General features: G+C 66.0%; 15 protein-coding genes and 1 tRNA gene. 3 read left to right on the top strand and 13 right to left on the bottom strand.

The genetic code is table 11. From position 1 onward, the window contains the following. Positions 1–100 precede the first annotated feature (100 nt). The 3 genes from KLP42_RS00540 to KLP42_RS00530 all read right to left on the bottom strand — a co-directional run bounded on the left by KLP42_RS00540 (position 101) and on the right by KLP42_RS00530 (position 704). A tRNA-Pro gene (locus KLP42_RS00540) sits at positions 101–177 on the bottom strand. 81 nt (positions 178–258) lie between these two features. Next, positions 259–447 (bottom strand): hypothetical protein, encoded by a 189-nt coding sequence (locus KLP42_RS00535; RefSeq protein ID WP_215563795.1) that lies wholly within the window; start codon positions 445–447, stop codon positions 259–261. Positions 448–554: 107 nt separating this feature from the next. Beyond that, a complete protein-coding gene (locus tag KLP42_RS00530; RefSeq protein ID WP_215563793.1) occupies positions 555–704 on the bottom strand; it encodes a hypothetical protein in 150 nt (49 codons plus the stop codon). A gap of 190 nt (positions 705–894) precedes the next feature. Here KLP42_RS00530 and KLP42_RS00525 point away from each other — a divergent pair, with 190 nt between their 5' ends. Further along, a complete protein-coding gene (locus KLP42_RS00525; protein ID WP_215563791.1) occupies positions 895–1,173 on the top strand; it encodes a hypothetical protein in 279 nt (92 codons plus the stop codon). On the opposite strand, the gene KLP42_RS00520 is transcribed toward KLP42_RS00525, so the two are convergent. The 5 genes from KLP42_RS00520 to KLP42_RS00500 form a co-directional block, all read right to left on the bottom strand. Further along, a complete protein-coding gene (locus KLP42_RS00520; RefSeq protein ID WP_215563789.1) occupies positions 1,151–1,438 on the bottom strand; it encodes a helix-turn-helix domain-containing protein in 288 nt (95 codons plus the stop codon). The two genes, KLP42_RS00525 and KLP42_RS00520, sit on opposite strands and share 23 nt — an antisense overlap. 47 nt (positions 1,439–1,485) lie before the next feature. After that, on the bottom strand, positions 1,486–2,721 hold the full coding sequence (locus tag KLP42_RS00515; RefSeq protein WP_215563787.1) for an O-antigen ligase family protein: 1,236 nt from the start codon (positions 2,719–2,721) through the stop codon (positions 1,486–1,488). Next, complete coding sequence (locus KLP42_RS00510; protein WP_215563785.1) at positions 2,718–4,274, bottom strand: undecaprenyl-phosphate glucose phosphotransferase; 1,557 nt, start codon at positions 4,272–4,274, stop codon at positions 2,718–2,720. Before KLP42_RS00510 ends, KLP42_RS00515 begins: the two co-directional genes overlap by 4 nt. A gap of 150 nt (positions 4,275–4,424) precedes the next feature. Continuing rightward, entirely contained in the window at positions 4,425–5,564 is a 1,140-nt protein-coding gene (locus KLP42_RS00505; protein WP_215563783.1) for a glycosyltransferase family 4 protein, read from the bottom strand. A gap of 4 nt (positions 5,565–5,568) precedes the next feature. Beyond that, positions 5,569–6,147, bottom strand: a complete 579-nt coding sequence (locus KLP42_RS00500) for a polysaccharide biosynthesis/export family protein (protein ID WP_215563781.1) — start codon at positions 6,145–6,147, stop codon at positions 5,569–5,571. A gap of 198 nt (positions 6,148–6,345) precedes the next feature. On the opposite strand from KLP42_RS00500, the gene KLP42_RS00495 reads away from it, so the two are divergent. Next, positions 6,346–8,682 carry an exopolysaccharide transport family protein gene (locus KLP42_RS00495; RefSeq protein WP_215563779.1) on the top strand — a complete coding sequence of 779 codons (2,337 nt, stop codon included), beginning with the start codon at positions 6,346–6,348 and terminating at the stop codon, positions 8,680–8,682. Positions 8,683–8,695: 13 nt separating this feature from the next. Here KLP42_RS00495 and KLP42_RS00490 read toward each other — a convergent pair whose 3' ends face one another. Beyond that, positions 8,696–9,835 (bottom strand): GNAT family N-acetyltransferase, encoded by a 1,140-nt coding sequence (locus KLP42_RS00490; protein WP_215563777.1) that lies wholly within the window; start codon positions 9,833–9,835, stop codon positions 8,696–8,698. Between the two features lie 227 nt (positions 9,836–10,062). Further along, a complete protein-coding gene (locus KLP42_RS00485; RefSeq protein ID WP_215563775.1) occupies positions 10,063–10,272 on the bottom strand; it encodes a DUF2842 domain-containing protein in 210 nt (69 codons plus the stop codon). 133 nt (positions 10,273–10,405) lie between these two features. Between KLP42_RS00485 and KLP42_RS00480 the strand changes: the two genes are divergently transcribed. Then, positions 10,406–11,500: a COX15/CtaA family protein gene (locus KLP42_RS00480; protein ID WP_215563773.1), complete on the top strand. Its 1,095-nt coding sequence runs from the start codon at positions 10,406–10,408 to the stop codon at positions 11,498–11,500. A 4-nt stretch (positions 11,501–11,504) separates the two neighbouring features. Here KLP42_RS00480 and KLP42_RS00475 read toward each other — a convergent pair whose 3' ends face one another. The 3 genes from KLP42_RS00475 to KLP42_RS00465 all read right to left on the bottom strand — a co-directional run bounded on the left by KLP42_RS00475 (position 11,505) and on the right by KLP42_RS00465 (position 13,672). Continuing rightward, positions 11,505–12,332 (bottom strand): DODA-type extradiol aromatic ring-opening family dioxygenase, encoded by an 828-nt coding sequence (locus KLP42_RS00475; RefSeq protein WP_215563771.1) that lies wholly within the window; start codon positions 12,330–12,332, stop codon positions 11,505–11,507. 66 nt (positions 12,333–12,398) lie between these two features. Continuing rightward, complete coding sequence (locus KLP42_RS00470) at positions 12,399–13,277, bottom strand: aminoglycoside phosphotransferase family protein (RefSeq protein ID WP_215563769.1); 879 nt, start codon at positions 13,275–13,277, stop codon at positions 12,399–12,401. After that, a complete protein-coding gene (locus KLP42_RS00465) occupies positions 13,274–13,672 on the bottom strand; it encodes a VOC family protein (RefSeq protein WP_215563767.1) in 399 nt (132 codons plus the stop codon). Before KLP42_RS00465 ends, KLP42_RS00470 begins: the two co-directional genes overlap by 4 nt. Positions 13,673–13,687 lie beyond the last annotated feature (15 nt).

Here is a 13,687-nt window from a genome sequence, read left to right as displayed (position 1 = left end):
TCGCCATGACATGCGACAACGCGTGGCGTTCGGGATGCCTGTCTGCTCGTCTGGAAAGATTGAACCGCCACCTGGGGGATGGGAAGGTTCCGGGAAGAAATGGTCGGGGCGACTGGACTTGAACCAGCGACCCCTTGACCCCCAGTCAAGTGCGCTACCGGGCTGCGCTACGCCCCGACCTGCTTCCGTGGAAGCACGCCCTCCTTACTGACTTGCCGCTTCGGGTGCAAGGCCTAATTCGGGCGCGGTGATGAATGCCTAGCGAAAATTCGGCGTGCGGGTGGCGTTCATCAGCAGTTCCTGCTCGGAAGCAAAGGGACCGAGCAGCTTGAGCAGCCGGTTTTCCTCGCGGGCATCCAGCCGGTAACGCTTGGCGAACTCGCTGACGTTCCAGACCTTGCGAAGTCCCTGTTTTTCCGTGACCTGCTGATCAAAATGCTGGCTCATGATGCACCCTCTCGTTCTTTTTTGCGCGTTGCAGTTTTCTGCCATTCCCCGCATGATTGTATATCGCGAAAGGTTAATATTCGCAAACACTCTCGCATTGAGACATGTCAATTCTGTTCCACTTTGACGCCATTGCCGGAAATGCTCATTTCCACGCCCTTCGGCCTGGTTTCCTCGCGCACGACATAGGCGCCGAGTCCGATGACGACGACCACCAGTGCGCCGATGATGAGGTAAAGGCTGTTGCTGCGCGCCATTGAAAGCACTCCCTGATCCGTCACCCGCCTCGATGCGGGCGCCGATCAACGACGCAGCGCCGTTTTTGTTCCCGCTGATTCGGCAAGGCAGCAACAGCTGCAGGCCTTGCCGTCACGCGGCCGTCTTGCGTGCTGCGGCAATCAGGGCTTAGATGCGATCGGATCGGTTTTGGCGGGAGAAGCCTGCACGATGACGTTTCCTGACTGGGTTGGCTGGTGTCTGGCAGGCCTCTATCTGCTGGTCGCGCTGGTCTGCGTTGCGCAGGCACTGCTCGACAGGTTCGCCTGCGGGGAGGCATGGACCGGGCTGCGCATCGGCGGCCTTGGCCTGTGCCTCGTCTGGCCGCTGACGCTGCTCGGTATCGCCCTGTGGATGATGGCCACGCGCGGCAAGGGAGTGCTGCAGACCGTGGCGGGTGCGGCGCCGGATGCGGTAGCGGCGCGGTTCAGCCGTCGTTGGCGGAGCTGAGATTTTCCGGCCGTATGCCTTCGTCCATCGGCGGTTGCCGCAGGCGAAGGCCGGGGCCTGCACCGGCATCGTCCTCACCGGCGCCCAGGAAAACGATGCCGCGGCCTTCAAGCGCAAGGCGCAGGCGGTAAAGGTCGATGCCGGCCGTTTCGCCGCGCTCGGCCGCAAGCACCTCGTTCGTCGAAAGTCCGGAAGCGCCGGCCAGATCCTCGGGAGAAAGGCCCAGCATGGCGCGTGCGCCGCGAATTTGCTCTTTGCTGATCATGAAAAAAAGATGGCGCGTCCACCGGTCAGGTCAAGGAGGCGCCGCCGTCACGATGTCTTGATCTGACGCTGCCAGCGGTGCTCCAGCGCAAAACAGCCCCAGACGATGCCGAGCAGCAGATAGACATGGCGCCAGTGGTCGATGTCGATGACATTGCCGATCAGCGCATGGCCGGCAATCGTGATCCAGGCGATCATCAGATAGGGCTGCCATGGCCGGTCGCGCAGCAGCGCCCGAAAGCCGATGATCAGCGTCGACCAGATCAGCGTCACATAGCTGACGAAGCCGAGCCAGCCATAGGTGGTCAGCGATTTCAGCCAGATATTGTGCTCGTCCTCGCCGAACATCTTGCCCAGCACCATCGGGCCAAGGCCAAGCGGCCGCTCCATCGCCATCAGGAAGCCGATCTTGTGCCGCTCGAAACGGCCGAGACGCGCCCCGTCATAGGACTGCACCAGCTTGGCGCGGTTGAGAAACAGTTCGTCCACCTTCTTCGACTGCAGCACGCCGCCGATCGAGACCACGAGCAGCGCGATGGCGGCAAGCGACAGGGAGAGGATCTTCAGGCGAAAGGCGGCCGTGCGTTCCTTCAGCAGCATCACCGCCACCAGCATCAGCACGGCAAACAGATAGAGCCCCCAGGCGGCGCGGGAGAAGGAGAGGAAAATGCCGAGCGTCAGCACCAGCAGGCCGGCGACATGAAGCGGTGCGCGGGCCAGGGTGCCGGACAGCAGCCGGTACATCAGATAGAGCGCCGGTGCGACGAGATAGGGACCGAACACGTTCGGGTCCTGGAAGGCGCCCTTGGCCCGGTCATAAAGCGTGAAGGCCGCCGCGCCGGGAAAGGCATGGAAATAGCCGAGAATGCCGAGACTGGCGGTGATCACGGCACCCGCCACCCAGGCGCGGAAGATCAGCGGCAGCCGCCGGTGACCATCCTCGATGATGGCCGCATAGAAGACGGCGCTGAGGGCGAGGAAGGTCGAGACAGCCATATACATCGGCGCCCCGGATAGATCCGCCATCACCGTCAGCGACAGGATGCCACCGACATTGAACAGCAGGAGCAGGATCAGGAGCGGTGCCACCCGGCGCGAAATCTTCAGCCCCAGCAGGAACCAGAGGGCGATCTGCACCACCATCATCAGTTCGTAGGGCGCCGGCTCCGAGATGACGAAGCCGGAGAGGAAGACGCCGAAGGCAACCATGCCGGAGCCGATCAGCCGCAGCGCTGCCCTTTGCGGCTGAAACGGTGGGGCAGGACTGTCGGCCAGCGCGCTCAATAGGCGTTCTCCGTGTTGAGCAGGCGGATCGGTGTGAGAAGCAGGATCTTCAGGTCGAAGAGCAGCGACCAGTTCTCGATGTAATCGAGGTCATAGGCGGTGCGCGCACGGATCTTCTCGTCGCTGTCGAGCTCGCCGCGCAGGCCGTTGATCTGCGCCCAGCCGGTCACGCCGGGTTTCACCCGGTGGCGGGCGAAGTAACTCTCCACCACCTCCACATATTTGCGCTCGCCGGTCTGGGCATGCACCGCATGCGGGCGCGGGCCGACGAGGGAAAGCTCGCCGCGCAGCACGTTGAACAGCTGGGGCAACTCGTCCAGCGAGGACTTGCGCAGGAAACGCCCGACGGGGGTGACGCGCGGATCGTTCTTCGTCACCGCCTTGCGCGCGGTCGGATCGGCAAGCTCCGTGTACATGGAGCGGAACTTCAGGACGTTGATCACCTCGTTGTTGAAGCCGTGCCGCTTCTGCATGAAGAAGACCGGCCCCTTCGAGGTGGCCTTCACCGCCACGGCGGCCGCCAGCATCACCGGCCAGGCCAGCAGCAGCGCCGCCACGGCAAACACGATGTCGAAGATGCGCTTGGCAACCGAATCCCAGTCGCGGATCGGCTTGTCGAACAGGTCGAGCATCGGCACGCTGCCGACATGCGAATAGGTGCGCGGGCGAAAGCGCAGGCGGCTGGCATGGGCGGCCAGCCGGATATCGACCGGCAGTACCCAGAGCTTGCGCACCAGCTGCAGGATGCGCTCCTCCGCCGAGGCGGGCAGGGCGATGATCAGCATGTCGATGCGGGCCAGGCGGGCGAATTCCACCAGTTCGTCGAAGGTGCCGAGCTTCGGATAGCCGGCCACCACATCCGGCGAGCGTTCGCCGCCGCGATCGTCGAAGAGGCCGCAGATGCGGATGTCGTTGTCCGCCTGCTGTTCCAGCGCGCGCACCAGATCCTTGGCCGGCTGACCACCGCCGACGATCACGGCGCGCCGTTCCATGATGCCGTTGCGCGACCAGTGGCGAAGGCCGAAGGCAAGCGCCTGGCGCAGGGCAAGCAGCACGATGGCGCCCATGCCATAGCAGAGCGCCAGCATGGCCAGTGACAGCGCCAGCCGTTCCGTTGCGAAGCCGCCTGCCGCGAGCAGGGCAAAGCCGATCGTCCAGGCGACGAGCACACGGCGCCACATGCGCATCGGCGCCCTGAGCGACGGGATCTGGTAGGCATCGGCAAGCTGCAGCAGAAGCACCGTCACCGTTGCAGGGAACAGGCTCACCAGCAATGCGGCGAGAAGGTCTCCGGCATGCGCAAGGCCGCCGGTCAGGGCGACGACAAGACCGGCAACGAAAAGCAGGGCGAATTCCGCCAGCCGAACCTGTCCCGCCAGCATGGCCGGGTTGCGGCTGCTGTCACGGAACTGCTCGGCAATCTGACGGGCAAAGGGGTTCAGTGTGACGGTGGTCTTTCCGTCGGCCGTCCGTGCCGCATCGGCAGGGATGGCCGTCACCTTCTGGCGCAGGGCCTCCACGTTGAACTCGTCCTGCCGCGCCGGTTCGCTCATCGCCCCTGTCCCGCCTGCTGATCCTGATCATGCATCGTTTCCCGCGCCCGGGCGGTACGAAACCGCGTGGGGCGCGCGTCAGGCCGGAGCAATAGCAGCAAAGGTGCTAAGAAAGCTTTGAATGGCGATTGCCGACCGGCTCGCGGTCGATCAGGGCGCGCTGATCCGGTCGCGGTAGAGTTCCAGCATCTGGCCCGCCATGGCGGAGGCGGAAAAGACGGCCCGGAACGCCTCCGGCCGCGGCATCTCGCGGGCCTGCCAGCCGGGATCGGCGAGGGCTTCGGTCATGCGGCGGGCCAGATCGCCGGCATCGCCGGGCGCGGCAAGGGCCGCGCTGTCTGTGCCCAGCACTTCCGGAATGCCGCCGACGCGGCTGGCAATCACCGGTTTTTCGGCGGCAAGCGCTTCCAGCACGATATAGGGCATGGCCTCGGCACGGGAGGGAACGACAACGATGCGGGCCAGCGCAAAGGCGGCGCGCGCCGGCATGGCGTCTTGCAGCCGGATGCGCCGGCCAAGTCCGGCCTCGACGATCATCCGGCGATAGCGCTCCCGGTCCGGCCCGTCGCCGACCATGACGGCCGAGAGCGGACGGCCCATGGCGCGTTCCGTCGCGGCAAAGGCCTCGATGAAGACATCGGGACCCTTCAGGTCGCGCATCATGCCGATATAGAGAAAATCGGCCCCATCCGGGGCCGTGGCGACGGGAGAAAACTCGCTGTCGGTGATACCGTTGTAGATCACCCGGGCGGGCGCCCGCGGCACGCCCACCTTGGCCTCGTAGGTTCGCCGCTCATGGTCGCAGACGAAGACGAGGCTGTCGGTGAAGCGCTCCTGCAGGCGCTCCAGGCGCAGCACCACCTGACCGGCGGGGCGGGCGCGGTCATAGTGCAGGCTGCCGCCATGCGGAGAATAGAGGCGGGCTACGCAATACCTGTTCACCCGCAGCACTGAGCCGATGAGCCTTGCCACGACGCCACCCTTGGCGCCGTGTCCGTGCAGGACATCCGGCCGCAAACTTTTGATATGTCTATAACTTCTATAGAGCGCCGCCAGATCGGAGGGAGCGATCGAGCGACGGATGGGAAGGCGCGTCAGCCCCAGCGCAAGGCTGGGCGCGATCGCCTCGAACAGTCTCTCCTCATGCGCGCCCCCGGTGGAGCTGTCGCAGAGAATGCCGACCTGATGGCCCGCCGCCGCATGCTCCTCCACCAGATCGCGCACATGGCGGAAAATTCCGCCGACGGGCGACCGGAAGCAGTGGATGATCCGCAGCGGCCGTGCCTGCATGGGTTCAGAACAGCCGTTCGCGCACGTATATGGTGTCGCCGGCCAGAATCGGGCTCGAAATGCTGGTGCGGCCCGTCAGGACTTCTCCATTGATCTTTCTTGTGATGTCGATGTCGCGCTGGTTGCCGCGCGGGGTAAAGCCGCCGGCAATCGCGATGGCGTTCTGTGCCGTCATGCCCGGCACGTAGGAATACTGGCCCGGTCGGCCGACCTCACCCATCACGAAGACCGGGCGGTAGCGGTCCACCTCGATCGTCACGTCCGGGTTGCGCAGATAGCCCTGCTTCAGCTTGGCGGCGATGGCGCCTTCCAGCGCGGCGAGCGTCTGGCCGCGGGCCGGCACCTGACCGATCAGCGGGAAGGAGATGTAGCCGGCCTGATCCACAGCATAGGTATTGGTCAGGCTGGGCTGCTCGAACACCGTGACGCGCAGACGGTCGCCGCTGTCGAGGCGGTAGGGCTGGATGGTTGCCTGGTTGAAGGCTTTCGGTGCCGGCGCGTAGCTGGTGCAGCTCGCAAGTCCTGCCGAAATGCAGGCCGCAGCGGCGAGCGACAGGACATGTTTGGATCGTGCGAACCACATTTCGCGCGAAGCTCCGGCTCAGGTGAGGCAATTGACCCTGTTATCGACTGTTATGGTTAACGGGCGGTAAAGAGGTTTCAACTTTTCCGCGTCCGGCTGTCTGCGAACGCGACAGGGTCCGGCGACGCTGTCCGGCATTAACGCCGGGGTTACCGCAGTCCTTTAGGATTTCGCGCATGTCAGAACCGGAGTTGCGTCATGTCGGGCATCAGCGGCACCCAGGATGCGGATATCGATCTCGGCCAGCTGTTCGCCGCTGTCTGGGAAAAGCGCCGCCGCATCCTCGCCACAACCGCGCTCGTGGCGGCGCTGGCCGCAGGCGGCGCAAGCCTGTTGACGCCGGATTACAAGGCCGAAACGCGGCTGCTGATCGAGGCGCGCGGTGCGGGCATGGCGGGTGAGGCCGGGCAGGGCGTGACGGAGGGCGTTCTCGACCAGTCCAACGTGGCAAGCCAGGCGCAGATCCTGCAGTCGGCCGACCTGATCCGCACGATCGCCCGCGACATGAACCTTTCGGCACGCAAGGAATTCGATCCGGCCGCCCATGCTCTGCTGCCGGACCCGCTCGTTCTGCTGGGGCTGAAGCCGAACCCGCTCGACCTGCCCGCCGAGGACCGCATCGTGGAGACCTTCCGCGAAAAGCTGCAGGTCTATCCGGTGGAAGGGTCGCGGGTCATCGCCATCGAATTCAGTTCCGAGGATCCGAAGCTTGCTGCGGCCATCCCGAACCGCATGGCGGATGATTATCTCGCCCTGCAGAGCGGCGCCAAGCGCGACACCCATTCGGATGCCACGCGCTGGCTGCAGCCGGAGATCGAGACGCTGAGGGCCCGCGTCGCGGCGGCGGAGAAGAAGGTGGCCGATTATCGCGCCGCGCACGGGCTTTTCCAGTCGGGCCAAAACACCAGCTTTCCGGCGCAGCAGCTGAACGACATGTCCGCTGAACTGGCCCGGGTGCGCGGCGAGCGCGCCGCGGCGCAGGCGCGGGCCGAGAACGTTCGCGCCGCGCTGGCGGCCGGGCTTGGCACCGACACGCTGGGCGATATCGTCGCCTCGCCGATGATCCAGCGTCTGAAGGAAACCGATGCGGCCCTGCGCAGCCAGATCGCCGAGGCCTCGATCAGCCTGATGGAGGGGCATCCGCGACTGAAGGCGCTGCGGGCGCAGCTTGCCGGCATCGCCCGGCAGATCGAGGCGGAGACGCGCAAGGTCCTCGCGAGCCTTGACAGCGAGGCAAGGGTGGCGCGGCTGAAGGAGGAGGACCTGATGCGGCAGCTCGGGACCGTCCAGGCGGAGTCCGCCCGTACCGGCGAGGGGGAGGTCGGCCTTCGCGCACTGGAGCGGGAGGCTGCCGCCGAACGCCAGCTGCTGGAGACCTATCTTGCCCGTTATCGCGAGGCCGCCTCGCGCGTCGATGTCCAGTCGACACCGGCCGATGCCCGCATCGTCTCGACGGCGATCGAGCCGCCGGAACCCTATTTCCCCAAGGTGATGCCGATCACCATCGTGTGCGCACTGGGCGCTCTCGTGCTGCAGGTGATCGGCATCATCCTGGTCGCGCTGTTTTCCGGGCGTGCGTTGCGCCCGGCGGATGCGGCGCTTGCGGAACCGTCGCTGCCGGGTGCAGGCGCTGCTGGACCGGTCGCGTCGGGGATGCCGCCCGGCGCCGATCGGCCCGGAGCCTTGTTGCCCGGAGCCTTGCGGCCGCATGCCGAGATGGCCGTGCTGATCGCCGAGGCGGAACGCTACGGGCCACCCCTCTCTTCGAAATCCGCTGCGATGCCCGCCGAGCTTCCGCGCGCGGTCGGCCCCGCTGCCGGACCTGCCACCGGACCTGCCCCCGGACCTGCCGAGGAACCGGAACCCGGCGAGGCCGGGCTTGCCGCGAAGCCGGAGGCGGAGGCCGGTGTGCCGGACGAGGCAGCCGCGGCAGGCGCCCTTCCGCCGCTCGGGCTGGAAGCCGTCCGCGACTATCTTCTGCGCCGGCGCGACACGCTTGCAATCGTGGTTTCGCCGTCCGGCGATGACGGATCTGCCGCCACCGTGACGCTGGCGCGCGCGCTTGCCGCCAGCCGCCGCTCCGTCGTGCTGATCGACCTGACGGGCTCGGCCTGCCCGACGCGGCTGATGACGGGCGAGGTCCGCCTTGCCGGCATCACCGACCTGCTTTGCGGTGACGCGGCCTTCGGGGAAACGATCCATCCGGATCGCCTGTCGGAGGCGCATGTGATTCCGCAGGGGGGCGCCGATCCGGTTGTCGCCATGCGGGCCGCCGATCGCCTGACGATGATTGTCGACGCGCTGGCCGGCGCCTATGAGATCGTGCTGGTGGAATGCGGGCCGGCGGATGCGCGCGCCCTGGAGCGGCTGATGCGTGGAAGCCAGGCGGAACTGATCCTGTCGATGGGGGGCGCCGATGCCGTGGCCATTGCAGACGCGGCTGGCCGGTTTGCCGGTGCCGGCTATCCGGATGCGCTGGTGATGACGGGCGAGGGCGACCTCCCCGGCACGCCGCGCGGGCGCCACGCCGCCTGATCCGGGCGGCCGGCTATTCCGTCAGGGTCGGCAGCAGCTTCCCGGCCCGCAGCCGCTGCAGCAGGTGATAGAGCGCCGCATTGCGCTTCAGCACGGCCTTGGTTGCCACCATGGCCCGGTGCAGGCTGGCGGCCAGCCGCCCTGTCGGCGTCAGCGGGATGAGGAGGTCGTGCAGCACGGTTTCCACCGGGCACCAGCTGCGCTTGTAGGTCTGGTCGCCGACCCCGAAATCGAAGAGCGCCGCCCCTTCGCGGCAGGCCTTGTCGATCATCAGCCAGAACAGCAGCTCGCCGGGGCTTGCTTCCGGCAGTCTTGCCTCGTCGATCGATCCGAACTGGCAGATCACGTGGTCTCCCTTGCGCGAAAGGCCGGCAATCGCGGCGACGGGGCGTCCGGGCAGGCCGGTCAGACGGACGGCATGCAGCATCAGCGGATGGTCGTGTCCCTTCGGCGGAACGTCCAGCAATGCATGCAGGAAGGCGCGCACGGCCGGGTTGGCAAAGGAATCCGGCAGGCCGTGGGCGTCGAATCGCACCTTCTTCTGCCGGAAGAATTCGTCCAGCAGCGCATGGCGCTCGATGCTGGTGCGGGGTGTGTAATGCTCGAAGCCGCCGGCCTCTTCCAGCCGGCGCGTCTGGGTACGGAATTTCTTGCGGCGCCGCTTGGCGTTGATCTGGGCGATGGTAGCCGCCATGTCCGCCTTCAGCGGCAGCTGGAAGGAGTGGTTCTGGTGCGGCACGCGGGTCAGCGCAGCGAAGGGGTGCGGGCGGCCGCGCCAGATCAGCGGCACCGCATCCAGCACGACGAGATCGGCTTCGGTGCGAAGGGCGGCCGCAAGGTCGCGCACCAGCGCCCGCTGCTCGGCCGGCGACAGGGCGACGTCTTCGGCGAACAGGCCGCTGTTGATGTTGTTGTAGCGATGCGCCAGCAGCACCGCGCTTCTGACGCCGCAATGCCGGCGGATTTCCAGCGGCAGGATCATCGCGACGCGGCCCTCGACCCGGCCGACCACCAGCGCCAGCCGGGAGCGATGCGCCTCGGCCCAGGCCCGGCACCAGTCGAGACCCTGATGCAGCGAATTGCGCGGCAAGGCTTCCAGCCGCAGCCAGTCCGCCTCGATCGCCTCGAAATGCCGCAGAACGGACAGCGTCATCGGGCCGGCCCTGCCGCGCACAGCCTCCCGCCGCAAGGGCATGCCATGCCCCGCGGTTTCCATCGACCCCAGCAATCCCTCGCCCACGCCAGACCCTCGCCATTGCATCCTTGTCCGGCAAGGCTAGCAGGCGGATCGAAAGCGGACCCTAACCCGCCACAAGACCGGTCAGGGATTTGCCGGTCACGGTTAAGTGAGGATGAAGGGCGGCAAGAGGCAGGCCTTGCTCAGCCCTGGCGCGGCCCGGCCATCCATTTGATGATGAGCATGGCCGGCAGCACCCACAGCACGCCCGTCAGCGCGAAATAGGCAAGGTGCACCCACCAGGGAGACTGGGACAGCGCCAGTGTCGCAAAGGTTGTCGCAAGCAGCGCATAGAGCATGACCAGGATGATGATCAGCACGGTGCCGATGAGTTTCTTCAACCGAACTGGCATTCTGCCTCCCCGTCCGTGGCGATCCGCCGGCTGCCGCGACGGCATGCCGCAAAGCCTCTCCCCTTGTTTTGCACCGGGGCATCAGGCAAATCAACGGCAGATGGGCATTGTTGACGAATGTCAGGAGAAAGCCATGGCGACCTTGGATATCACGCAGGCCGGCAGCGCCGATGCGGTACACCGGCTGGAGCGAAACCGCCTGCTGCTGCGCCGCTGGCTGCAGGTCGTCATCGTCACGCTCTTCTGTCTTGTGCTGGTGGGGGGCGCCACGCGCCTCACCGATTCGGGCCTGTCGATCACCGAATGGAAGCCGATCCACGGGGTCATCCCGCCGCTCTCCGTTGCGGAGTGGGAGGAGGAGTTCCAGCTCTACCAGCGCATCCCGCAATATACGCAGCTGAACCACGGCATGACGCTCGATGAGTTCAAGACGATCTTCTGGTGGGAATGGGCGCATCGCCTGCTGGCGCGCACCATCGGCCTCGTCTTCGGCCTGCCGCTGCTGGTCTTCTGGCTGAGCGGCCGGGTGGAAAGGCGCCTGCGGCTGCCGCTCCTCGGCCTGCTGGCGCTCGGCGGCTTTCAGGGCTTCGTCGGCTGGTGGATGGTGTCCTCGGGCCTTTCCGTGCGCACCGATGTGTCGCAGTACCGGCTCGCCACCCATCTGACGATTGCCTGTCTGATCTTTTCCGCCTGTGTCTGGATCATGCGCGGGCTGACGCCGCAGCGGGTCGACCAGCCGCCGACACCCTATTCACATCTGGCGGCGGGCGGGCTTGCCTTCCTCGCGCTGTTCCAGATCTATCTCGGCGCGCTGGTGGCCGGTCTCGATGCCGGCTTTTCCTACAACACCTGGCCGCTGATGGATGGATCCCTGATTCCCGGCGATCTCTTCCTGCGTCAGCCCTGGTGGATCAACCTGTTCGAGAACCCGAAGACGGTGCAGTTCGTGCATCGCTGCGGCGCCTATCTGCTGCTGACGCTGACCTTCGTGCACATGATCGTCTCGATCGGCAGGACACCCGGCACGACCCATGCGAAGGGCGCCATGATGCTGTTCGGCCTCGTCGGCCTGCAGGCCTGCATCGGCATCGCCACCCTGCTTCTGCATGTGCCGATCGAACTCGGGCTGCTGCATCAGGGTGGCGGTCTGGTGGTGCTGGCCTATGTCATCAGCCACTGGCGGGGCTTCTACGGCGAATTCCGCCGCAGCGCACCTGCCGTTGCGTGAGCGCTCAGCCGAAACGGAAGGCCGAATAGGGCTTGCCGAGAACGCTGCCCCTGAAGATGCGCCTGCCGCGATCCTCTCCGGCGGCACCGGCTGCCACGAAGAGCGGCACCAGATGATCGTGATCCGGCACATGGCAGGCGCGTGCATCCGGATTGTCCTGCCAGCCGGCAAGCTGGGCCGCGCGGGCATCGGCATCGGGTGTTTCGACGGCATCGGTCAGCCAGTCGTCGAAGCGGACGGCTTCAGTCACATGCTCCGGCTCTGCGCTGCGGAACTTGCGCATGTTGTGATAGCTCATGCCTGACGCGATGATCAGCACGTCCTCGTCGCGCAGCGGCTGCAGGGCCTTGCCGATCGCCACATGGCTTTCCACGTCGAGCGTATTCTTCAGTGAGATCATGGTGATCGGCACATCCGCTTTCGGATAGATCAGCATGAAGGGAATGAACACCCCATGGTCGAAGCCGCGCGCCGGATCCTCCGAAGAGGCAATGCCGGCATCCGACAAAAGCTGGCGCGCGCGGGCGGCAAGCTCCAGCGAGTTCGGCGCAGGATAGGACAGCTCGTAGGTATGCGGCGGAAAATTGTAGTAGTCGAACAGCATCGAGGGCCGCGCCGCGGTGCTCAGCGTCGGCACCGGCTCGGTTTCCCAGTGGCCGGAAACGACCAGCACCGCCTTCGGGCGGCGGCCGATCTCGGCGTCGAGTCCGCGCAGGAAGCCGTCCAGATCGTCCCAGGGGCCCTTGCCCTCGTCGTTCTTCGGAAATTCCATGAAGGGCCAGGGGCCGCCACCATGGGGAATGAAATATACGGGAAAACGTGTCTGCTGCATGGAAGCTGGTCTCCGATCCTGACGCGACCATAGCGGGGATCGGCTGTTCACACTACAGCACAAATTTCAAACAGATTGTTGCTCGATCAGTGAACGAATGAAGCCGGCAACGGCAAGGCGCTCGCGGATGTTTTCCGCCGCATGCGCGTTGTGCGGCTCATTTAGCGACCAGGCGGTCGAGAGCATGGCGTGTGCACCGGCATAGCGCAGCACCTTGAGCGGATCGCAATCCAGAACGGGCGCGAAGGCCTCTGCCAGCCGCACCACGCGTGCCGGCTCGAACAGATGCGCACCACCGGGATTGCCGAAGATATTGGCGACCTCATAGGCCGGATCGCCGATCAGGCCCTGCGGGTCGATGATGCGCCATGTGCCGTGTGTGTCCTTCATCACGTTGTCGTGGTGCAGATCGCCGTGAAGGGGGATCTTCCGCGTCTGGCGGTCAAGCAGGTCGCGCACCTGCATTGCTGCCCAGTTCGCCATCTCCCGGTGCGGGCCCTCCTTTTGCGCCAGCTGGAACAGGCTGCGGAAATGCCGCTCCAGCGGTATCAGGTCCGAAGGTGGCGGCCGGTCGGAGCGCGCATGCAGCAGTGGCAGAAGCTGGCAGAGGATCGGCGTTGCGGCCTCATCGCCCTCCGCCTTGTGCAGGTCGGCGAGGCTTTGCGTGCCGGCATCCTCCAGCAGGCATGCGTCTTCGGTCCGCTCCAGCAGACGCACGGAACCCAGCCCGTCGCGCCAGGCGAGATAGGCAAAGCCGGCCCGTTCTCCAAGCCCCTCCGGCTTCAGTTGCTTGAGGACGGCGCTGTTGCCATCGGCGCGCCGCACGCGATAGAGGCGGCTGGAATGGGTATCGGCCAGCAGGCGCGGCGCATGCAGCCGCCAGCCCGCCAGCAGATCGGCGCGCAGGATCGGATCATCGGGCGTCGCCTCGGCGTCCATGCTCATGCGCCCGGCGGCGGCAGATGGCAGACGGCTTCGATATTGTGGCCGTCGGGATCGAGCACGAAGGCGGCGTAATAGTTCGGGTGATAATGCGGCCGCAGCCCTGGCGCACCATTGTTGGCGGCGCCCGCCGCCATGGCCGCGGCATGGAAGGCATCGACTACGGCACGGCTGTCGGCCACGAAGGCCACATGCAGGCTGCCTCGGGTGCGGCCGCCGCTGCCGATCCAGAAGGAAGGTTTTCCGTTGCGGCCGTAGCCTGCACCTTCATAGGTGCCGCCGGTTTCCTCCGCCGTCACCGCCATCACGCAGGCAGCGCCGAGCGTCGGCATCACCGCGTCGTAGAAGGCGCGGGACCGGGCAAGATCGGCCACCGAAAGTCCGATGTGGTCCAGCATCCTGCCCCTCCCGTT

The organism is Rhizobium sp. CSW-27, from assembly GCF_018760785.1.
GTDB lineage: Bacteria > Pseudomonadota > Alphaproteobacteria > Rhizobiales > Rhizobiaceae > Neorhizobium.
Note: the sequence above shows the minus strand (reverse complement) of the source record. Positions and strands in the feature narration are given on the sequence as shown.